Raw genomic sequence first — 22,331 nt, forward strand, 5'->3', positions numbered from 1 at the left:
TGAAACTATTAAGAAACACTATTTTCTATTAGTTTCAAGCTATAATCTTCGGTGTTTAAAGTGGCATTTATACCTACAGGAAGTGTAATATTGTGGTCTACATGTCCTATTGGGAAACCATAAACAGCTGGTATGTTTGTAGGCTTTAATCGGTCTAATATTACTTCTTTAAGACTGAAGGAAGTGGAGCGTTTTGGGTCGTCACAACCTTTAAAAACACCTAAAACAATACCTCTAGCATGCTTAAATGTTTTAGAGTCTAATAATTGGGTTAGCATTCTATCCACACGATATGGGTCTTCATCTATCTCTTCAATAAAAACAATTTTATCTGTGTAATCTACATCGAAATCAGTTCCTGTCATCGCAGATAATAAAGAAAGATTTCCTCCTACCAATCTACCAGTTGCAGTACCAGGATTTATTACATAGTTCTGGAAAGTAGAGTCGGAAGTTGTTTTTGCTGCTGAAAAAGTTTCTGTAGCTACTTCAATACTGTTATTTGCATTTTCGATAATAGCCGATAATTGATCTCGGTTAAACTCATTATCTAAAGTAGTCCCAACGGGCCCATGAAAAGTTACAATTCCCGTTTTCTGATAAATACTATTTACTAAAGCAGTAATATCACTAAACCCTAAAAGGATTTTAGGATTCTGTTGGATATAATCAAAATTTATATCTTTTAGAATTCTAGTACATCCATATCCTCCACGAGCACAAAATATAGCATCGATCTTTGGGTTTAAAAACATCTCATGAATATCTTCAACTCTAGCAATATCAGTATTACTAAAGTACCCAAAACTTCCTGAGATTCTAGAAGTATGATACGGAATAAAACCCATTGCTTTTACATTGGTAATGGCATTTTGTAACGCTCTGTCCGAGAGAGAGTATCCAGGAGCAATTAAACCAACGGTATCTCCTTTTTTTAATTTCTTCGGAAGAACGATTTCACTTTCAACTTGATTTGTAGTTGTTTGTTGAGCAAATACAGAGCCTATTGGAATTGCCGAAAGTGCAGATGCCTGTACACTACGAGCTATAAATTTTCTACGATTCATTTTTAAAAAAGGATTTATTATTTTCAAAACTACTTATTTTTTTTCGCATCATAATCACTTTCTACAATTCATCCATGAAAACCGACAGTTCAGTATGCTCTTTTTTTAAAAAGACTCTAAATGTTACAATTTTACAGCAGTATAACTAAACCGATAACTATGATACGAATTGTTTATTATTTATTGTTACTTGTTTTGAGTTTGATAAAAGAAGAGTCGACCTCGGAACATACGTTAGCACAGAGAGAAATTATAATGGAACATAGTTCTAAGCAATGCTTCATTATTTTTAATTCACTTAAAGAAAAAGAGAAAAGCAATTATAGTTTTATAAAAGATGCTATTCAGAATAAAGATATAACAACCTTTTCTTGATTTTATTAACTTTAAGCTTTTAAGTGAAAGACGAATTAAGGTATAATTGGTTAAGAATAATAAAGTAAGCAACCTATAATAATGATTAATGTAATTAAAGAGTTTGGAAGGGCGTTCTTTTTGGGAGTGTTTATATTTATAGTGATTAACATCATAAATTATGTAAATGGAGATGCTATTGTTTTTAATCAAAGTCTCATTACTGCGTTTATATACAATCAACTTTATACCATAGTTATTTATTTGTCCAATTCTTTTTTTATTAGATATCTATTTAAAACTTATGGAAAAAAGATACGTTCATTTAGTATTATTTGGCGCTTTGTTTTAGGCTCTTTGTTGGTCACTTTTATCAGTATTTTCATTTTAAATACTTTTATCTGGACGGTTATTAAAGGAGTTACTTTTAATGAGTCTATCCAAAACCAACATTGGGCAGATTACGTTGGATATATGGTAATAGCACTTATAGTGTCGATACTTTTCTCTGCTTTCTTTTTTTACAAAACAAAGCAAGAGTCAAAGGTAAAAGAACAGAAGGTGATTGCAGGAAGGGCGACAGCTCAATTTGACGCACTTAAGAATCAATTGGATCCACATTTTCTGTTTAATAGCCTTAATGTTCTTACTAGTTTAATTGAAGAAAACCCAAAAGGAGCACAAAAGTTTACGACTTCTTTGTCTAAAGTTTATCGCTACGTTTTAGAGCAGAAAAGTAAAGAATTAGTTACTGTAGCAGAAGAAATAACTTTCGCCCAGACGTATATAGATTTACTTAGAATGCGTTTTGAAGAAAGTATAATATTTAATGTTTCTGAAGAATTATTAACCGAAGAAGCTAAAGTTGTGCCCTTATCATTACAGTTACTTTTAGAAAATGCAGTAAAGCATAATCAAGTGAGTCCTAATAAACCACTGGAGATTACAATTACAAAAGCTGATAATTATTTAGTAGTTACAAATAATTTACAACCAAAATCAGTAGTAAAAACTAGTAACGGAGTTGGACTTTTAAATATTCAGCAGCGCTATCATTTATTAACTTCTAGAGATGTGTTAATAAATAAGGAGAAAAAATATTTTAACGTTAGCATTCCAATGTTAACAAAACAAATTTCGAAAATGGCAGTACAAGAAACATATATACAAGATAAAAGATATAAGCGTGCAAAAGAGCGCGTAAATGCGATAAAGGGATTTTATGGTAACCTAACAGCTTATTTAATTGTGATTCCATGCTTGGCATGGCTTAATTATCAAACAACAGACTTTCCATGGGTAGTCTTCCCTACATTGGGCTGGGGATTTGGAATTTTAGCACACGGTATGGAAGCTTTTGGGTATAATCCATTGTGGGGGAAACGTTGGGAAGAGCGTAAGATTAGAGAATTTATGGAAAAGGATATTTAATATAATGGAGATGGAAAGTAAAGATAGGCAAAATCGATATCTACGAGCAAAAGAGCGCGTAGAGGAACTTAAAAAATTCTATAATAGCCTAACATCCTATATTATTGTGAATACTTTTTTGGCTATACTTAATTATTGGATAGATGAATGGAATTACCCTTGGTTCCTGTGGTCTGTTGGGCCGTGGGGAATAGGACTTCTATTTCATGCAGCTAAAGTTTTTGGATGGAATCCTACCTTTTCTAAAGATTGGGAAGAGCGTAAGATTAAAGAATATATGGATAAAGAGAATGATAATCAATTTACCCGTTGGGAATAATAATTACACAATGAAAATATCTGAAGAAGAAAAATATAGAATAGCAAAAGAGCGTGTAAATAAATTAAAGGGCTTTTACTGGCATCTAGCAATTTATATTGTTATCAACTCTTATATTCTTACGAATATTTATATTTCAAAAGGATATACTGGAGAAGGTTTTTGGCATTGGACGAGTTTTATAACATTATTTTTCTGGGGAATTGGACTCTTGTTCCATGCTTGGGGCGTATTCGGACCGCGATTTTTATTTTCAAAAAAATGGGAGGAAAAACAAATCGAGAAATATTTGGCAAAAGAAGATGCCGAACGTAAACAATGGGAATAATATAAGATTATGAATGTAATTATAATAGAAGACGAAGCACCATCGGCAAGGAGGTTGGGTAGAATGTTAGAAGGTTTGAATGTAAATGTAGATAAGATCCTTCATTCTGTTGAAGAATCTATAAATTGGTTTTCAGCTAATAAACATCCTGAGCTTATTTTTCTTGATATTCAGCTTTCAGACGGACTCTCTTTTGAGATTTTTGATGCCGTCACTATTAAAAGTGCTGTTATATTCACTACAGCTTATGATGAATATGCTTTACAAGCTTTTAAACTGAATAGTATTGATTATCTTTTAAAGCCCATTGATGAAGATGAATTAACGCAGGCTGTAGAAAAATATAAAAACTTTAAACCAGTTAATGAAGAAGTACAGCTGAATTTTTCTGATATTAAAAAGTTGCTTGTAAATCCGCTAGAGCGAGATTATAAAAAACGTTTTACAGTGAAAGTAGGGCAGCACTTGAAATTGATATCAGTAAACGATGTGGTTTGTTTTTACAGTGAAAATAAAGGAACCTATATTCATACTACAGACAACAGAAGTTATTTATTAGATCAGAGTTTAGAAGCGCTACAAGAGGAGTTACATCCAGAGCTTTTCTTTAGAGTGAATCGTAAGTTTTGTATAAATATAGAATCCGTAAAAGATATAGTAAGTTATACGAATGCGCGTTTGCAGTTAAAGCTTCATAATTATAATGATCAAGAAATAATAGTTAGTCGCGAGCGAGTAAAAGATTTTAAAGATTGGCTGAGTTAGTGGTTGTAATTAAAAAAGTATATTTATTAATATTTTCATATTAAATTCATTGATTGTTTAATTACTATAATTTTTACGCATTGTATAACAAAAACAATAAGGACGTATATATAAATTTATTTTGGTTTCTACTATTCTTTGTAGTGGCTTTATTGTTGAGATTCCCATTTATTTTTAAGGATGTTACGCAGTGGGACGAGAGTACATTCATTTTAATGGGGCAGTCATGGGTAGATGGGTATTTGCCTTATACAGAGTTATGGGATTTAAAACCTCCACTTGCATTTTTATATTTTGCTTTAGTAATTAAAATTTTCGGGAAAAGTCTTTTTGCAATTAGGTTTATTGCTTTGTTTTTAATCAGTTTATCTTCTTTGTATTTATATAAAATAGGGAAACAATTATCTGGTTACGCAGTTGGAGCTTGGGTTGGGGCATTATATATTATTGTTCCTAATTTATTTTATGCAGATTTACAAGGTGTAATGACCGAGTATATTGCAATGGCAGCTTTTATTCCTGGTATTTGGTTAATCTTATGTAGGGAAAAGAAGATGTATGTCTTAGCTGGAATACTTTTTGGAATCTCTATAATGATTCGTTTGAACTTAGCTTATCCTGTTCTTTTTATAATTATTTGGCTTTACTCTTATAATTATAATTCTACTCCTTTTATAGAAAGATTTATTAGTACAGTAAAAGTAATTATAGGCGTTTCTGTACCAATAATTTTAATAATGTTTGTTTATTCTGTGAATGGGTTTTTTATGCTTTGGTGGGACTCAGTAATTTTAGCTCCATTAGGGTATAATTCAGAAGGAATGAGTGATAATATAAAGACTTTTAAAAATGTACTGCCATTTTTAGCGTGGGGAGTTTTGTTATCTGTATATTTTTATAAGAATGTGAGTTATTTAAAATGGAGATATGAAATTGGAATTATAGGAGTTACTATCATAGGAATTGTGATATCTTTTATTCATTCAGGTAAATTCTATACTCATTATTTAATTCAACTCTACCCTTTTTTATTTTTACTGACAGTACTTTTTATAAAGCAATGGAAGTATGCAAAATATTCAGGATATTTATTAATCATAGGATGCGTAATTAGTTTTTTATTCTCTAATAATATTAAAGCATATGGGGAGCTATTCAATAGATTTAAAAACAACCAAGATTGGTTTTATGGGGAAAGTATAGAAGTGTCTAACTATATTTATGAAAACTTTGATAGTCCATCGGTATATTTTGTTACGGATCACCTTGGCTATTGGTTTTTAGATGTAAAGCCACCTACTAAATTGGTGACTCATCCGGATAATATTAAGCTTCAGCAAGAATTTTTATATCCTTTTGTGTATAAAGATCGAAAAAGTACTATAGAAGAGCTAAGTTTCATTTTTTCTCATGTAAAACCAGACCTTATTATAACGAGAGATGGTGAAGTTCCTTATTTAAAAAATGATAGTAATGAACAAGCTTTATTTAAGAATTATCTTAATCAAGAATATCAATTAGTAAAAATAATTGATAAAGTAGAGGTGTATAAAAGAATAATTCTCTAAAAAATACTTCCTTCAACCCTTTTCATTTTCTTTATAAATAGTATTTTTGCGCATGCAAAACAACGTACTCATTTTAGATTTCGGTTCGCAGTACACTCAACTGATCGCAAGACGCGTTAGAGAGCTTAATATATTCTGCGAAATATACCCTTACAACAATCCACCAGAAGACCTTTCTGTTTATAAAGCAGTAATTCTATCTGGAAGTCCATTTTCAGTAAGAGCAGAAGATGCTCCACATCCAGATTTATCACAGATTCGTGGTAAAGTGCCTATGTTAGCAGTTTGTTATGGAGCACAATACTTAGCTCATTTTGGCGGTGGAGAAGTAGCACCTTCAAATACACGAGAATTTGGTCGCGCTAATCTTTCTTTTATAGCTGAAGACCAACTTTTCTTTGAAGATATTTCTGTAGGAAGCCAAGTGTGGATGAGTCATAGTGATACTATCAAAAAATTACCTGAAGGGGGAGTTATTTTAGCAAGTACAAACGATGTTAAAAATGCATCCTATAAAATAGAAGGAGAAGAAACATATGCAATACAATTCCACCCAGAAGTATATCATTCTACTGATGGAAAGCAATTACTAGAGAATTTCTTAGTTAAAATTGCTGGTGTTGAACAAACATGGACTCCAGATAATTTTGTAGATATGACCGTTGCCGAACTTAAGGAAAAGATTGGAAACGATCGCGTAGTTTTAGGACTTTCTGGAGGAGTAGATTCTACAGTGGCTGCAGTATTACTTAATAAAGCTATCGGTGATAATCTATATTGTATTTTCGTAAACAATGGTTTATTGCGTAAAGATGAGTTCCAAAGTGTATTAGATCAATATGAAGGAATGGGGCTTAATGTTAAAGGTGTAGATTCTTCAGCTAGATTCTTAGATGCTTTAGCGGGAATTGAAGATCCTGAGTTAAAGCGTAAAGCTATTGGTCGTGTGTTTATAGAGGTTTTTGATGATGAGGCACACGAAATTAATGATGTAAAATGGCTAGGTCAAGGAACTATTTATCCAGATGTAATCGAGTCGATTTCTGTAAATGGTCCTTCAGCAACAATAAAAAGTCACCACAATGTAGGGGGACTTCCAGATTTTATGAAGCTGAAAGTGGTAGAGCCATTAAAGATGTTGTTTAAAGATGAAGTTCGCCGTGTAGGTGCTTCTATGGGAATAGATCCAGAATTATTAGGGAGACATCCTTTTCCAGGACCTGGATTGGCAATTCGTATCTTAGGAGATATTACTGCAGAGAAAGTTCGTATCCTTCAAGAAGTAGATGCTATTTTTATAAATGGCCTAAAAGATTGGGGATTATATGATAAAGTATGGCAAGCAGGAGCTATGTTATTACCTGTAAACTCAGTAGGAGTAATGGGAGATGAACGTACTTACGAAAAATGTGTAGCTTTACGTGCTGTAGAAAGTACCGATGGTATGACTGCAGACTGGGTGAATTTACCGTACGAATTTCTACAAAAAACGTCTAATGATATAATAAACAAAGTAAAAGGCGTTAATAGAGTAGTGTACGATATTAGTTCAAAACCACCAGCTACAATTGAGTGGGAATAAATAAAGTTTGAAGATTTATACATTCTCTTATTCTTATTTGTATGAATAAAAGGGTGATATCATTATAAATTTCTAGCTTTCGGGTTCAAAAAGTTCTCGAGAGCTAGAAATATTAATTAAAACCTCAGGCCTGAAATCAAAATAAACTGTATGAGCAATAGTAAAGTCATTTTTATACTCGCATTTCTTTTTTGCGTAACCTTACACGCACAAAAGTTCGAGACCCATGCCGTTAAAGCAGGGGAGACCTTAGAGAGTATCGCTAAGAAATACCAAGTTACACCATACTCGATTCTAAAGTTAAACCCAGAAGTAAAAAATGGAGTAAAAGCGAATACCATTGTTGTTATACCGATTTCAGAAGCAAGTGCTACTTCTCAGACAACACCTACAACTACACAAACAGACGAAGTAGAGCGTTTTATAGAGCACAAAGCAAAAAGAAAAGAAACACTTTATAGTATCGCTAAAGAATACAATGTTTCTGTAGACGATATAAAGCGTTATAACAAAGAATTATATAGCAGACAGCTAAAAAGAAACGAGAAAATTCAAATTCCAGTTTTTGGAACAGCCGTTAGTGCTGGTTCAGAATCTATGGAAAGAGAAGGTTTAGTGGCGCATACAGTGGCACCAAAAGAAGGGCCTTGGCGAATTGCTTACGAGCATGGAATCACAGTAGATTCTTTAAAAACGTTGAACCCAAATATGAAAGAAGTTTTAAAGGAAGGTGATGTTTTATGGGTTCCTTTTGTGGCTGGAAATAATAAAAAACCAGTAGAAGTAGATGCTTACAACTACTATACAGTGCTTCCTAAAGAAGGTTTTTATAGACTTAAAGTTAAATTAGGAGTAACACAAGAAGAAATAGAAGCGCTAAATCCAGAAGTAAAAGCCGATGGGTTAAAAGTAGGAATGGTGCTTAAACTCCCTAAGAATAAAATGGGAGATCTTACTGTAAATAACGGACAACTAATAGAGAAATTTTCTCTTTTAGATAGCCTTAATTATAATCAGAAATCAACACTAGCAATAATCCTACCTTTTAAATTAGACGAGCTAGATTTTGATAATTTAGATACCAATAAAGAAAAAATAAAGAGAGATAAACTACTAAGTGTTTCCTTAGATTTTTATACTGGAGCACTTATGGCGATAGATTCAGTTAAAAAACTCGGACTCTCTGTAGATGTTAAGGTTTTCGATAGTGGAGCAAACGATGCTAAAGTAGGGCAACTTGCTTCTAGCGGAAAATTAAACAATGTAGATGCTATTGTAGGACCTATTTTACCAACTACTTTTAATCGTGTTTCGGGCTCAGTTAGAGCTACAAACACGCCTGTTTTTGCACCTTTCTCTAATAAGGGAATTACTGCTAATCCAAATGTATTTCAGACATTGCCATCAGACGATTTGCTTAGACAGAAAATGATAGATTACTTAAAAATTAATGCAGTTAATAAAAATGTAATCGTCATAGCAGATAAGAAAAGTGTTGCAGTAAAGAGTCAGTTGCAAGCAGCTTTTCCTGGAGCTAAAATAATCAATCCAATAGAGGATAAGTTTATTCGTTTAGATGAGATAAACCCTTTCCTATCAAAAGATCAAGAGAATTGGGTGATTGTAGAAACAAATAGTATTCCTTTGCTTACTAATATCACAGGAGTAGTAAATTCAGCAAAAACAGAAGAATACAATATTACATTATTAACTACTTTAAAAGGTAGCGCTTACGACAGTGATAATATTTCTAATATGCATTTATCAAACTTAAACTTTCATTTTCCAACTGTAGATAAGCTTTCAAGTTTAAACACACCTTTTACTAAAAGTTATAGTAAAAAGTATGGAGCGACACCAAATAGATATGCCACTAGAGGTTTCGATATTACAATGGATGTACTTTTGCGTTTAGGATATAATAAAGATTTAGATTTTGTAGCTTCCAAAGTAAGTGAAACAGAATATATCGAGAACAAATTCGATTATAGAAAAAAACTTTCTGGAGGATATTCCAACCAAGCGGTTTATATAGTAAAATACGATAATTTAGAAATTAAAGAAGCTAAAAACGATGCCAACCTCGATAGTAACATACTTGGGAGCACTTCGAACTAAGTGTGTACACCTAAAAAGTAACAATTCTTTTATCACCGATGCTCCAACCGATAATAATGGGAAGGGAGAAGCGTTTTCTCCAACCGATACTTTGGCTACAGCTTTAGCGAGCTGCATGCTTACCGTTATGGGGATAAAAGCCCGCGATATGGAGGTTGATCTTACCAATGCAACGGCTACGGTTACCAAAACTATGGCAGCAGAACCACGTAGAATTTTTAAAATAGAAGTTGTTTTTGATATCCCAACAGCGGTTACAGAAAAGGAGCGTAAGATTTTAGAAAAAACTGCAAATACTTGTCCAGTTCACTACAGCTTACATCCCGATATAGAAAAAGATATTACTTTTAATTGGCAGTAGTTTAATTGCTTAAAATTAGTTTTTATTCTGGGCATTCCCACGTAAAAAACGTGGTCGCGCTTTCACTACTCGCTTTCCAATAAAAAAATTGAAAGAGCTCAAACATACCGCTCAATCCCTAATGCGAAAATGAGTTGAGAGTTTAAAAGGAACTGTTTGCAGAATAATTGTTTTTACAGCATACAGCATACAGCATACAGCATACAGCATACAGCCTAGCATAAACCCAACTAAAAAAGCATGGATTTAGATCAAAACAGAGAGTTCTTAGTTAAATTGGCACATGCTAAAATGCCTTTTGGGAAATATAAAGACCGTTATTTAATAGATATTCCAGAGCCTTACTATGTTTGGTTCCGACAAAAAGGATTTCCAAACGGGAAATTAGGGATGCAATTGGAGGCTATGTACGAAATAAAAGTAAACGGATTGGAAGAACTTATTTATAAAATTCGTAAAGTAAGATAAGGATTACTTTTAATTCTCTCAAAAACAATCACAAAATCCCCCTATAAGAAAAGTGTTTTTTTAATTCTTATTTGTATTTTTGCCGCGATATTTTCAACAAGCTGTTTAGGCAGGCAAATTCATTTAAGTAAAGATAATGGCAGATACCAAATACATTTTTGTTACGGGTGGTGTTACCTCTTCATTGGGAAAAGGAATCATAGCGGCATCATTGGCGAAACTTTTACAGGCAAGAGGTTATAAAACTACAATTCAGAAACTTGACCCATATATAAATGTAGATCCGGGAACGCTTAATCCATACGAGCATGGAGAATGCTATGTTACAGATGATGGGGCAGAAACAGATTTGGATTTAGGTCATTATGAGCGTTTTCTAAACGTAAACACTTCTCAAGCTAATAATGTAACTACTGGAAGAATCTACCAAAGCGTAATCGAAAAAGAGCGTAGAGGAGAATTCCTAGGGAAAACAGTACAAGTAGTTCCTCATATTACCAACGAAATTAAAGAACGTATTCAAGTGCTTGGAAAAAGTGGTGAATACGACATCGTTATTACAGAAATTGGAGGAACAGTAGGAGATATTGAGTCTTTGCCATACATAGAATCTGTAAGACAATTAATGTGGGAATTAGGAGATAACAACGGACTCGTAATTCATCTTACACTTGTACCTTACCTTTCTGCTGCAGGTGAGCTTAAAACAAAACCAACACAGCATTCTGTAAAAACATTGATGGAAAGTGGTATTAAAGCAGATATCCTTGTGTGTAGAACAGAGCATGAACTTTCTGATGATCTTAGAGAGAAGTTGGCTTTATTTTGTAATGTAAAAAGAGAGGCAGTTATACAATCTATTGATGCTTCTACAATATACGATGTTCCTAACCTAATGTTAGAGGAAGGTTTGGATAATGTAGTCCTTAAAAAATTAGCTCTAAAAGATGATTCACAGCCAGATTTAACACGTTGGAATCAGTTTTTAGATCGCCATAAAAACCCTAAAGATGAAGTTCATATTGGTTTAGTAGGTAAATATGTAGAGCTTCAAGATAGCTATAAATCGATTTTAGAGGCTTTTATTCATGCGGGAGCAGAGAATGAAGTTAAAGTAAAAGTAGAATACATCCATTCAGAACATATCGATACTAAAGTACTTCAAGATAAAATTGCAAGTTTAGATGGTGTTTTAGTAGCTCCAGGTTTTGGAGAACGTGGAATAGAAGGAAAAATAGATGTAATAAAATATGTTCGTGAGCAGAATATTCCATTCTTAGGAATTTGCTTAGGAATGCAGATGGCGGTTATAGAATTTGCTAGAAATGTATTGGCTATTAAAGATGCTAATTCTACAGAAATGAATCCAGATACTGCAAATCCTGTGATAGATTTAATGGAAGAGCAAAAAGATATTACTCACATGGGTGGTACTATGCGTTTGGGAGCATGGGATTGTAATTTGGAAGCAGGAAGCTTAGTAAATAAGATTTATGCAGCCGATACTATTTCTGAGCGACACAGACATCGCTATGAGTTTAATAACAAATATAAAGATCAAATTGAAGCTGCTGGATTAAAAGCTACAGGGCTTAATCCAGAAACAGGACTTGTGGAAGTGGTAGAATTACCTACACACCCTTGGTTTGTTGGAGTTCAATACCATCCAGAATATAAGAGTACCGTAGCAAATCCACACCCATTATTTGTAGGTTTTGTTAAGGCAGCACTTCAGCATAAGGTTAATAAATAGTGTCAGTTTGACATGAATATAAGATTTGGGCATATCTTTGCAAACTAAAATTTAGCAATGATTATTGCCCTTATTTATTGAGAGGGAAAATTTATTTTAATAAAAATTAAATGGAAGAAAAGAAATTTGATATTAACTCAATCTTAGGATTTGTACTTATAGGTGCAATTTTAATGTGGGTTATATATAACAATCAGCCAACGGAAGAAGAAATTCAAGCTGAAAAAGCGAAGCAAGAGCAGGTAGAGAAAGCAAAAGAGCAAGAAAAAAATGCTGCTGTAGTAGAAACTGTTCCAGAAGTTAACCTACAAGATTCTACGGCTTTAGAACAGTATAAAGGTTCTTTAGGTGCTTTTGCATATTCTGCAAGCTTACCTTCTGCTAAAGAAAATACTACTGTTTTTGAAAACGAATTGGTACGTTTTGAAGTTAGTAATAAAGGAGGGCAAATTATAGAAGCTAAATTAAAAAACTTTAAAACATTTGATTCTATTCCTGTATATCTTGTAAAAGATGGGAATGCTTCATTTAATTTAACTTTCGCAACTACAGATAATCGTACGCTAAATACAAAAGATCTTTTCTTTGAGCCTTCTATTACAAAAAATGGGGAGAATCAAGTGCTTTCAATGAAGCTAAAGACTTCTAATAACAAGTTTTTAGAATATCGTTATGAGCTTAAACCAGATGAGTATCTTGTAGACTTCACGGTAAGATCTCAAGGATTAAATGGTGTTCTTAATAGTTCTCAACCTGCACAATTAGATTGGAAACTTAAAGGAATCCGTCATAGTAGAAGTATAAAATATGAAAATCGTTATACTAGATTAACATACTTCCATGATGGGAGTGTTAGTAAATTGTCGCCTTCTGGAGAAGATGATGAGGCAGATACTAATGTAAGCTGGATCTCATATAGACAGCATTTCTTTAGTTCAATGCTTATCAATCCAGATTCTTTTTCTAATGTATCTATGACTTCGGAGCAGATGTTCGAAGATGAGAGTCCAGAGGAGCAATATGTGAAATTATACACAGCATCTACACCGTTAGAAATTAAAGGTGGAGAGCTTAATTATAATATGCATTGGTATTACGGACCAACAGATGCAAGAGTATTTAAAAAATATAAAGACTTAGAGCTTGTTGAGTCTATTCCATTTGGATGGGGAATCTTTGGGTTTATTAACAAACATGTTTTTACTCCTTTATATGATTACCTAAGCTCTGTTTTTCCTTATGGAATTGCAATTATTGTGATGACAATTATTGTAAGGTTGGCTTTATCTCCAGTTACATATAAGTCTTATCTATCTCAAGCGAAGATGAAGGTTATTAAGCCTGAGGTAACTGAGATAGCTCAAAAGTACAAGGATAATCCAATGAAGCGTCAGCAGGAAACTATGAAGCTTTATAGTAAAGCTGGAGTCAGCCCAATGAGTGGTTGTGTGCCTGGTTTACTACAGATTCCTGTATTCTACGCCTTATTTATGTTTTTCCCAACAGCAATAATGTTGCGTCAGAAACCATTCTTATGGGCAGATGATCTTTCTTCTTATGATATCGTATACAAATTCCCTGATGGGTTTAGTATTCCTTTCTATGGAGATCACGTGAGTTTGTTCCCAATCTTAGCTTCTGTTGCTATTTTCTTTTATATGAAAATGACAACTGGACAGCAGCAAGCAATGCAGCAACCAGCACAAGAGGGAATGCCAGATATGGGAAGCATTATGAAAGTGATGATTTACATTTCTCCAATAATGATGCTTTTCTTCTTTAATAACTATGCAAGTGGATTGAGTTTGTATTATTTTGTATCGAACTTGATTACAATTCTTATCATGTTGGTAATTAAAAATTACATTATCGACGATGAGAAGATTCATGCTAAGATTCAAGAAAACAAGAAGAAACCTAAGAAAGAGAGTCGTTTTCAGAAGAAAATGAGAGAGATGATGGATCAGGCGGAAGCTCAGAAAAAGAAATAATAATTAGTATTATTCTGATATAAAAAAGGGTGATTTGAATATTTTCAAATCACCCTTTTTACTTTAGTTATTTTTAGGTTACAATGAATAACCTAACTTATTATCCCAATTAATACATCCTTGGAAAGGTCCAGGAACAGGGTCGTATACAAGTACTTTCTCTCCAATGTACTCACTATTTTTATAAGCCCATATTGTATTTCCTCTTACTTTATTCAGAAAATTATATACCAATACTTCTGGATTGTTAAACGTTCCTTTGTTAATGCTATTGAGATAAGCTTCTTGCTTTTCTTTAGGTGCATTAAAATAGGTGTTTAGAAGTTTGTCGCAAGCCTCAGTTGTGAAATTATCTTTTTCTAAAATAGAAGTAGCTTCTACACATCCTTTACGAATGGTAGCTTTTTCTTCGTCAGAAAGTAATTCTGCAAAACTAAGATCTATGAACTTAGGAATATTAAGTTCTGCAGCTCCAGGAAGATCTGTTTTAGGGAGAATTAATTCTGTAATTTTATCTATAACAACAGCTTGTTTTTCATTGAAGAAAATAGGACTCCATGTAGTTTTATTTTCCTCTGTTTGACAGCTTTGTAGAATGGAAAATAGTGTAGGAGCAGCAGCTGCATATCCTAGCGATAAACCAATTCTTGATAATGCTTTTCTTCTCTCCATATTAGCTAATTTTTTTAAATTGTTTCGCAGCATGATCCGCTGCTCTTGCTGTGAATGCCATATATGTTAGTGACGGATTCTGACATGCTGCAGAGGTCATAAAAGCACCATCAGTTACATAAACATTTGGTACAGCGTGTAATTGATTGTTTTTATTAACAACAGATGTTTTGGCATCATATCCCATTCGAGCTCCTCCCATTTCATGAATTCCTAAGCCAGGTCCTCCTGGATCATCATAAGTAGATACATCTTTAAACCCTGCTTTTTCAAGCATTTCTGCGCCTTGTTTTAATATATCCTTTCTCATATTATATTCGTTTTCCTTAAATTCTACATCAAAATCTAATGTTGGTAATCCCCAACTATCAAGCTTTTCGTAATTTAAAGTAACTTTATTTTCATCATAAGGAAGCATTTCTCCAAAACCAGTCATTCCAAAGTTCCAACCTCCAATATCAAGAATATTATCTTTAAGTTCTTTTCCGTATCCCATTTCAGCAACAGAAGTAGTCCAATCCCCTCGATTAGCTCCACCTTGATATCCGTAGCCTCTTATAAAATCTTTGGCAGTTGTTTCCTTACTAAGGTTTCTAAATCTAGGAATATAGATTCCGTTAGGTCTACGTCCTTTAAAATACTTATCCTCAAACCCATCCATTTTTCCATTGGCTCCTAGTCGGTAATGATGATCCATAATATTAGTACCTAAAGAACCAGAATCGTTCCCCATTCCGTTAGGGAATCTGTTGGATTTGGATTGTAGAAGTATTGAGTTGGTAGCCATTGCCGAAGCACATAAAAATATAATAGAAGCAGAGAATTCGTGTTTCTCATTAGTCTCTGCGTCTATTATTTTAACTCCTGTAGCTTTTTCGATACCTTCATCATAGATAATTTCATAGGCTATAGAATTAGGTCTTAATGTCATATTGCCTGTTCTCTCCGCTGCTGGTAGGGTAGATGAATTACTACTAAAATATCCACCATACGGACAACCTCTAGAACATCTATTTCGAGATTGACAAGTTCCTCTGCCTTCAAAACTTTTGTTCCCAGTAATATGAGCAACTCTACCGATAGTTAAAATTCTATCATTGTAATTTTCAGATATTTTATCTTTTAAATGCTCTTCAACGCAATTTAAATCCATTGGAGGAAGAAATTTCCCATCTGGTAATTGCTTTAAACCTAAGTTTCTTCCGCTCACTCCAATATAAGTTTCTACCTTATCATACCAAGGAGCAATGTCTTTATAACGTACAGGCCAATCAACGCCTATTCCATCCTTTTTGTTAGCTTCAAAATCAATATCACTCCATCTATAACTTTGTCTTCCCCATGTAATAGATCTTCCTCCAACGTGGTATCCTCGAATCCAATCGAAACGTTTAATTTCATTGTAAGGATGCTTCACATCATCTACAAAAAAATGCTTATTCGATTTATCTGGAGCCCAACCTACACGATGTTGCTTATGTTGCGTAGCTTTTTCTTCAGGAGTAAGTGCTCCTTTTAGCTCGTAATCCCAAGGGTCTTTATGCATGGTAGGATAATCTTTAATGTGCTCTACCATTCTACCCCTTTCGAGTACTAACGTTTTTAAGCCTTTTTCGCAAAGCTCTTTTGCAGCCCATCCGCCACTTATTCCTGTACCGATAACAATAGCATCATATTGTGGTTTTTCTTTCATTATTTTGGGTGTTTTGTTGATTTATCGGCAATAAATATACTTAAATAAAGTCATTATGACAATAACTAGCATATTATATTTTTATATCCTTAAATATGAGGGTTTTAAGATATAAAACTAATAGGGAGGAAATTTTATTGAGAAGGTTATAATAAAGAAGTAGTGGTAAATAAACTAATAATATAAGAAGGAGGAGAGGAGGGGGTGTATTGAAAAAAGTCCTATAATTTATTTAAGAATTCTTATAGTAGGTTGGTACAAAAATCTTTAAATAAATTATAGGACTTAGGAGATCTTATTCGTATTTAAGAACTTTATCTATAACATGGGCAATACCATTCCAAGCAACAATATCTTTACTAATAACAGTGGCATTTTCAGTAGAGATATCAGTAATTGTAATAGCATCTTTTACTGAAATTTTAATAGAACTTCCTTGCCATGTGTCAAGAGTCATGTCATTTACAAGCTTAGTGGAAGGATATGATTTCCCATCGATAATATGATACTTTAAAGTCTTCTCTAATTTCTCGAAGGTTACAGTTCCCATAGTCAAAAAAGCATCTTCAGATGGAACAAAAAGAGTGATTTCTGCTGCAGCATCATGTAGTTTATCAGAGATTTCACTGTTGATTTGCTCTGAAGCATCATAAAGATTAGAAAATGCTGGATCTACTTTTATAAAAGTTGCTAATGTAGCAGGTACGATCACATCGTCTATTTGATGGATTACACCATTGGTTACATCAATATCTTCTTTTGTTACTAAAATCCCGTCATTTAAGGTAACAGTATCGTTATTCTTAGAGACAAATACATCGATATTTGCTAATGAAGGATACTCTTTAGCTTGTGTTTTATTATAACCTTCAGGAATTTCTTTTAATTTTTTTTCTGGTCCATTAAGCATGTGATTAAGAATGATTTGAGTAAGTAGGCTTGTAGGTACATTTTGTATGCTACTAACTCCATTATCATCCAAATACCTTTTAAAAGCTTCATTATTAGGAGCAAAAAAAGTATAAGACCCTGCTTTATCAACATTTAAAGCGTCTTGGTAACCAATTTGATTGATAGCTTCTACAAGAATACTATAATCTTCATTGTTACTTAGGTAGCTGTAAAGAGCTACTGGTTCGTTAATGATTTCTGGTTCTGAACCTTCATCGTTGGAAGATTCGCTGCATGCAACAAGATTGCAGGCAGAAATAAGTAAAAGCAATACTGCTTTTAAGCTTTTTTTCTGTGTGTTCATAATGTGTAAAATTTGGTGGAGTAAATATATTCTTTTTTGACAAATATTTGCTTTTTTATACAAAAAAAAGAGTCACCATTTGGTGACTCTCTTCAAAAGCAATGATAAAAAATTAAAGTGGTTTCTAGTTTGTAGTATCTGGAATTAATACTTGATTCACTGCATGAATAACACCGTTAGTAGCTTGCACATCTACAGCAACTACTCCGATACCTGTGTTTCCGGCCCCATCTGTTAAGTCAGCAATATTATCTCCAGTACCTGGTAATGTAACGGTAATGTTGTCCCCCTCAAGACTTTCTACCATCATTCCATTTGATAAATCTTCAGATCTTGCATTAGCTCCAGCTACAACATGATGTTGTAAAACTGCTGTTAACGTAGCTCCAGATGGAACTGCATCTAATGCTTCGAAAGCTGAATTTATAGGTGCGAATACTGTAAATGGAGCATCTGTTGTTCCAGAAAGAATGCTTACAAAATCTGGTTGATCATCCGCAGTAAGTGCTCCTACTAAAGAACTAAAATTAGCATCAGCAGTAGCAAAAGTAACTATAGTAGGCAATCCAATAACAGCATCTACAGCATGAATTACTCCATTACTTACTTCTACATCTGCAGTTGTTACAGTAGATACGCCGTTTAACATCACTCCAGATTCTGTGTTTATATAGATACTTAAATTGTCTCCATCTCCATTTGTTGCCATTGTATTTCCATACATGGTTGATAAATCTCCAGACATTACCTCTCCAGAAATAACATGGTTTAGTAATAATTGTGTTAATACATCCGTAGGAACATCATCTAAAGAAGCAAATCCATTATCCGATAGGAATGTAGCAAAGGCCTCATTATTAGGAGCAAATACTGTTAATCCAGCATCTTCTGCACTTAATGTTTCTACTAAACCAGCTTTCTGTACAGCAGCTAATAAAGAAGAATAATCATCGTTCATAGATACAAAACCTGCAATTGTTGGATTCAATGCGTCAACTATAGCTTGTGGTAATAATACTTTGTCGATAGCGTGGATAACACCATTTCCTGCCTGTACATCTGGAGCAATAACATTTGCGGGTGTTTCTGTAGCGTCCATAACCTGTACTCCATCAGATGTCATAATAGTAACGTCGTCTCCTTGAGCTGTAGTAATCATTTGTCCGTCAGATAAAGTTCCAGACGTAGCATTAGCACCAGCAACTACATGATATGTTAATACTGTTTCTAATGTAGCATCATCTATTTCATCTAAAGAAGAAACTCCTAACATGCTTAATAAGTTTGTAAAAGCCTCATTAGTTGGAGCAAATACTGTAAATGGAGAACCTTCTGTTCCAGAAAGTAGGTCTAGATATTGATCCCCAAATCTTCCTAATGCTTCTACTAATATGGAGAAATTTGGATTTGCTGCGGCATGATCTACAATAGTAGGAATATTTAATACACCATTTACTTTATGGATAATTCCATTTGAGGCCATAATATCTACAGTAGTTGGCATTGATGTACCGTTAAAAGTTACACCCCCATCAGTGTTAATAAACATACTGATTTGATTATCATCTGGACCAGTAGCAAGTGTATTCTTATACATTGTACTAAGTTCACTCGAAGCTAGCTCTTCGCTAAACACATGGTTTAACAAAATGTTTGTTAGCACATCGTTAGATACTGCATCTACATCTGTAATTCCAGCATCTTGAAATGCTTGATTGGTTGGAGCTAAAACTGTAAATGTACCTTCTTCATTTAGGGTGTCATCTAAACCTGTTTTAACTAATGCTGCTACTAAAATGCTTAACTCAGCATCTGAAGCAGCTGTTTCTGTGATTGTTAACTCTCCTTCTGGAGGCGTTTGGTTATTGTCGTCATCATCAGAACAGGATGCCAATCCTACTAACAAAAATGCAACAATAAAATACTTTGATAAATGGATGATTGTTTTCATTTTGATTGTTTTTTAAGTTTTATGTTATTACTGTATCTGTAATATTGTTTAACTAAATTACAATAAAAGTTAAACATTAATTAAGAGTTAACTTTTTTTAACATAATAATGTCTGCATTATATAATTGTTACTCAGTATTTTAGTTTTTATACCATACTTCGTGGTATAAATTCTGTTTAACTATTTTATGCTTATGTTAAACGTAAATTATACTGTTTTTTATGTTGTATAAATTGAAAGAATTCTGTTGATGGTTCGACTAATCTCTTCTAAATGAATTTTGTAATTTTGTATATTATTTTCAATTAAGTTAGCATGAAGAGAGTTATAGTTGGTTTATCGGGGGGAGTAGATTCTAGTGTTACAGCCTATCTGTTAAAGGAACAGGGGTATGATGTAATAGGATTGTTTATGAAGAATTGGCACGATGATTCTGTAACGATATCTAATGAATGTCCTTGGTTGGAAGATAGTAATGATGCTTTGATGGTGGCAGATAAACTAGGAATCCCTTTTCAAACTGTAGATTTAAGCGAACAATATAAAGAGCGTATAGTGGACTATATGTTTAATGAGTATGAGCGCGGTCGTACACCAAATCCAGATGTGCTTTGTAACCGAGAGATTAAGTTTGATGTGTTTATGAAAATAGCATTAGACCTCGGTGCAGATTATGTTGCTACGGGTCATTATTGCCGTAAAGATACTATTACCGTAGATGGAAATCCTGTGCATAGACTTTTGGCTGGAGTAGATGGAAATAAAGATCAGTCTTACTTTTTATGTCAGCTTTCACAAGAACAGTTAAGTAGAACATTGTTTCCTATTGGGGAGCTTACAAAACCTGAAGTACGAAAAATTGCTGCGGAGAATAATTTAATTACTGCCGAAAAGAAAGACTCACAAGGGCTTTGCTTTATCGGTAAGGTAAGACTTCCTGAGTTTCTTCAGCAGAAATTAAAACCAAAAGAAGGTCAGATTATAGAGATTGCTGCGGAAGAAGTCCTTCAAAAAAGAGTTACTCCCACTTTCAATGATAAAAGTGAAGAGTTGGCATTTAATGCTCAAAAAGTAGTTTACAATGCTAAAGACGGGAAGGTAGTCGGAAAACATCAAGGGGCGCATTATTTTACAAAAGGTCAGCGTAAAGGTTTAAATGTTGGTGGTACTCCAGAGCCGTTGTTTATAATAGAAACAGATGTTGAGGAGAACATTATATATACAGGACAGGGTAAAAATCATCCTGGACTTTTTAGAAAAGCGCTTTTTGTTACTAATGATGAATTGCATTGGGTACGAGAAGATTTAGCTTTAGATATAGATGAAAATATAGAAGTGATGGCTCGTATTCGTTACAGACAACCACTCCAAAAAGCAACGCTTTATAAAGTGGATGGCGGACTTTATGTAGATTTCGAGAACCCTCAAAGTGCTATTACAGAGGGGCAGTTTGTAGCTTTCTACCAAAGGGAAGAGCTTATAGGATCTGGAGTAATCGGATAGTATAAAACAAGTAGTCACTTTTTACAACATATATAATGGGGAGTCTATAATTTATAGATTCCCTTTTTTTATCTCGATACTCATTTTCTTAGCTACTCCAAATCTTCTTATATTTGAGTATGGAAAATAGAATCACTACACTATTTAATATTAAGTATCCCATTATTCAAGCGGGAATGGTTTGGGCAAGCGGATGGAAGTTAGCAGCTGCAGCTTCTAATAGCGGAATTTTAGGGCTAATTGGAGCTGGGTCTATGTATCCTGAAGTGTTACAAGAACATATTCAGAAATGTAAAAAAGCTACCAATAATCCTTTTGGAGTCAATGTGCCTTTGCTATATCCAGATATTGATAAGCTGATGGATATTATTATTTCTGAAGGAGTGAAAATAGTATTCACTTCCGCAGGAAATCCTAAAACATGGACCTCTCATTTGCAAGCTCATGGTATTACGGTGGTGCATGTAGTGAGTAGCGTTAAGTTTGCCCTTAAGGCACAAGAGGCTGGGGTAGATGCTATTGTTGCTGAAGGTTTTGAAGCTGGCGGTCATAATGGGCGCGATGAAACTACCACATTTACTCTTATTCCGATGGTGAAAGAGCAAATTACTATTCCGATTATTGCTGCTGGTGGAATAGCTACCGGTAGCGGAATGCTTGCTGCAATGGTGCTTGGCGCAGATGCAGTGCAAGTTGGGAGTAGATTTGTGGCTAGTGAAGAAGCTTCTTCTCACATAAATTTTAAAGAATTGGTGGTTGCTAGTAAAGAGGGGGATACCCAACTTACTTTAAAAGAACTAGCTCCAGTGCGACTAATTAAAAATAAGTTTTTTAACGATGTTAATGCACTCTATGCTAAAGGAACTACCAAAGAAGAATTGGCAACTTTACTTGGCAGAGCACGTGCTAAGAAAGGTATGTTTGAAGGTGATTTGGAGGAAGGAGAACTCGAAATTGGACAAATAAGTGGACTAATAAACGATATTCTCCCCGTAGCTACAATCGTAAATAATATGATTGCTGAATTTGAAGCAGCAAAAAAGAAAACACTCGCTATTTGATGCTATAATTTGGAGGCTGATTTAAAAAGTAAACCGATTTCTAATTTAGAATTTAAGCAGCCTAGAGCCTAGTGCATAAAGCCTAAAGCT

19 protein-coding genes are annotated in these 22,331 nt (G+C 33.8%); 14 read left to right on the forward strand and 5 right to left on the reverse strand.

Translation table 11 applies throughout. The annotated features are described in order from the left end of the window. Positions 1 to 8: 8 nt before the first annotated feature. Positions 9 to 1,067: a S66 peptidase family protein gene (locus JM658_RS10090; RefSeq protein ID WP_236959138.1), complete on the reverse strand. Its 1,059-nt coding sequence runs from the start codon at positions 1,065 to 1,067 to the stop codon at positions 9 to 11. Between the two features lie 159 nt (positions 1,068 to 1,226). Here JM658_RS10090 and JM658_RS10095 point away from each other — a divergent pair, with 159 nt between their 5' ends. The 12 genes from JM658_RS10095 (at position 1,227) to yidC (ending at position 14,105) form a co-directional block, all read left to right on the forward strand. Then, entirely contained in the window at positions 1,227 to 1,442 is a 216-nt protein-coding gene (locus tag JM658_RS10095; RefSeq protein WP_236959139.1) for a hypothetical protein, read from the forward strand. Between the two features lie 81 nt (positions 1,443 to 1,523). Beyond that, entirely contained in the window at positions 1,524 to 2,852 is a 1,329-nt protein-coding gene (locus JM658_RS10100; protein WP_236959140.1) for a 2TM domain-containing protein, read from the forward strand. A 10-nt stretch (positions 2,853 to 2,862) separates the two neighbouring features. Continuing rightward, complete coding sequence (locus JM658_RS10105) at positions 2,863 to 3,171, forward strand: 2TM domain-containing protein (protein ID WP_236959141.1); 309 nt, start codon at positions 2,863 to 2,865, stop codon at positions 3,169 to 3,171. A 10-nt stretch (positions 3,172 to 3,181) separates the two neighbouring features. Further along, complete coding sequence (locus JM658_RS10110; protein ID WP_236959142.1) at positions 3,182 to 3,499, forward strand: 2TM domain-containing protein; 318 nt, start codon at positions 3,182 to 3,184, stop codon at positions 3,497 to 3,499. A 9-nt stretch (positions 3,500 to 3,508) separates the two neighbouring features. Beyond that, entirely contained in the window at positions 3,509 to 4,264 is a 756-nt protein-coding gene (locus JM658_RS10115) for a LytR/AlgR family response regulator transcription factor (protein WP_236959143.1), read from the forward strand. Positions 4,265 to 4,419: 155 nt separating this feature from the next. Then, positions 4,420 to 5,832, forward strand: a complete 1,413-nt coding sequence (locus JM658_RS10120) for an ArnT family glycosyltransferase (RefSeq protein ID WP_236959144.1) — start codon at positions 4,420 to 4,422, stop codon at positions 5,830 to 5,832. Between the two features lie 52 nt (positions 5,833 to 5,884). Beyond that, positions 5,885 to 7,414, forward strand: a complete 1,530-nt coding sequence (guaA, locus tag JM658_RS10125; RefSeq protein WP_236959145.1) for a glutamine-hydrolyzing GMP synthase — start codon at positions 5,885 to 5,887, stop codon at positions 7,412 to 7,414. Between the two features lie 150 nt (positions 7,415 to 7,564). After that, positions 7,565 to 9,532 (forward strand): LysM peptidoglycan-binding domain-containing protein, encoded by a 1,968-nt coding sequence (locus JM658_RS10130; RefSeq protein ID WP_236959146.1) that lies wholly within the window; start codon positions 7,565 to 7,567, stop codon positions 9,530 to 9,532. Further along, complete coding sequence (locus JM658_RS10135) at positions 9,489 to 9,893, forward strand: OsmC family protein (RefSeq protein ID WP_236959147.1); 405 nt, start codon at positions 9,489 to 9,491, stop codon at positions 9,891 to 9,893. Before JM658_RS10130 ends, JM658_RS10135 begins: the two co-directional genes overlap by 44 nt. A 240-nt stretch (positions 9,894 to 10,133) precedes the next feature. After that, positions 10,134 to 10,361 carry a DUF3820 family protein gene (locus JM658_RS10140; protein ID WP_236959148.1) on the forward strand — a complete coding sequence of 76 codons (228 nt, stop codon included), beginning with the start codon at positions 10,134 to 10,136 and terminating at the stop codon, positions 10,359 to 10,361. Between the two features lie 136 nt (positions 10,362 to 10,497). After that, on the forward strand, positions 10,498 to 12,114 hold the full coding sequence (locus tag JM658_RS10145; RefSeq protein ID WP_236959149.1) for a CTP synthase: 1,617 nt from the start codon (positions 10,498 to 10,500) through the stop codon (positions 12,112 to 12,114). A 110-nt stretch (positions 12,115 to 12,224) separates the two neighbouring features. Continuing rightward, positions 12,225 to 14,105 carry a membrane protein insertase YidC gene (gene yidC / locus JM658_RS10150; protein WP_236959150.1) on the forward strand — a complete coding sequence of 627 codons (1,881 nt, stop codon included), beginning with the start codon at positions 12,225 to 12,227 and terminating at the stop codon, positions 14,103 to 14,105. 78 nt (positions 14,106 to 14,183) lie between these two features. Here the strand turns inward: yidC and JM658_RS10155 are convergent, their stop codons facing one another. The 4 genes from JM658_RS10155 to JM658_RS10170 all read right to left on the reverse strand — a co-directional run bounded on the left by JM658_RS10155 (position 14,184) and on the right by JM658_RS10170 (position 19,676). Continuing rightward, complete coding sequence (locus JM658_RS10155) at positions 14,184 to 14,777, reverse strand: gluconate 2-dehydrogenase subunit 3 family protein (protein WP_236959151.1); 594 nt, start codon at positions 14,775 to 14,777, stop codon at positions 14,184 to 14,186. 1 nt (position 14,778) lies between these two features. Beyond that, the gene (locus JM658_RS10160; RefSeq protein ID WP_236959152.1) at positions 14,779 to 16,470 is read right to left on the reverse strand and encodes a GMC oxidoreductase; all 1,692 of its coding nucleotides are present in this window, start codon (positions 16,468 to 16,470) and stop codon (positions 14,779 to 14,781) included. 295 nt (positions 16,471 to 16,765) lie between these two features. Then, a complete protein-coding gene (locus JM658_RS10165; RefSeq protein WP_236959153.1) occupies positions 16,766 to 17,725 on the reverse strand; it encodes a fasciclin domain-containing protein in 960 nt (319 codons plus the stop codon). A gap of 124 nt (positions 17,726 to 17,849) precedes the next feature. Continuing rightward, the gene (locus JM658_RS10170) at positions 17,850 to 19,676 is read right to left on the reverse strand and encodes a fasciclin domain-containing protein (protein ID WP_236959154.1); all 1,827 of its coding nucleotides are present in this window, start codon (positions 19,674 to 19,676) and stop codon (positions 17,850 to 17,852) included. Positions 19,677 to 19,992: 316 nt separating this feature from the next. Here JM658_RS10170 and mnmA point away from each other — a divergent pair, with 316 nt between their 5' ends. Both mnmA and JM658_RS10180 read left to right on the forward strand, forming a co-directional pair. Further along, a complete protein-coding gene (gene mnmA / locus JM658_RS10175; RefSeq protein WP_236959155.1) occupies positions 19,993 to 21,180 on the forward strand; it encodes a tRNA 2-thiouridine(34) synthase MnmA in 1,188 nt (395 codons plus the stop codon). A 119-nt stretch (positions 21,181 to 21,299) separates the two neighbouring features. After that, positions 21,300 to 22,241, forward strand: coding sequence for an NAD(P)H-dependent flavin oxidoreductase (locus JM658_RS10180; RefSeq protein ID WP_236959156.1), 942 nt, complete (start codon positions 21,300 to 21,302; stop codon positions 22,239 to 22,241). Positions 22,242 to 22,331: the final 90 nt, after the last annotated feature.

The organism is Joostella atrarenae (genome assembly GCF_021764745.1).
In the GTDB taxonomy this organism is placed as follows: domain Bacteria; phylum Bacteroidota; class Bacteroidia; order Flavobacteriales; family Flavobacteriaceae; genus Galbibacter; species Galbibacter atrarenae.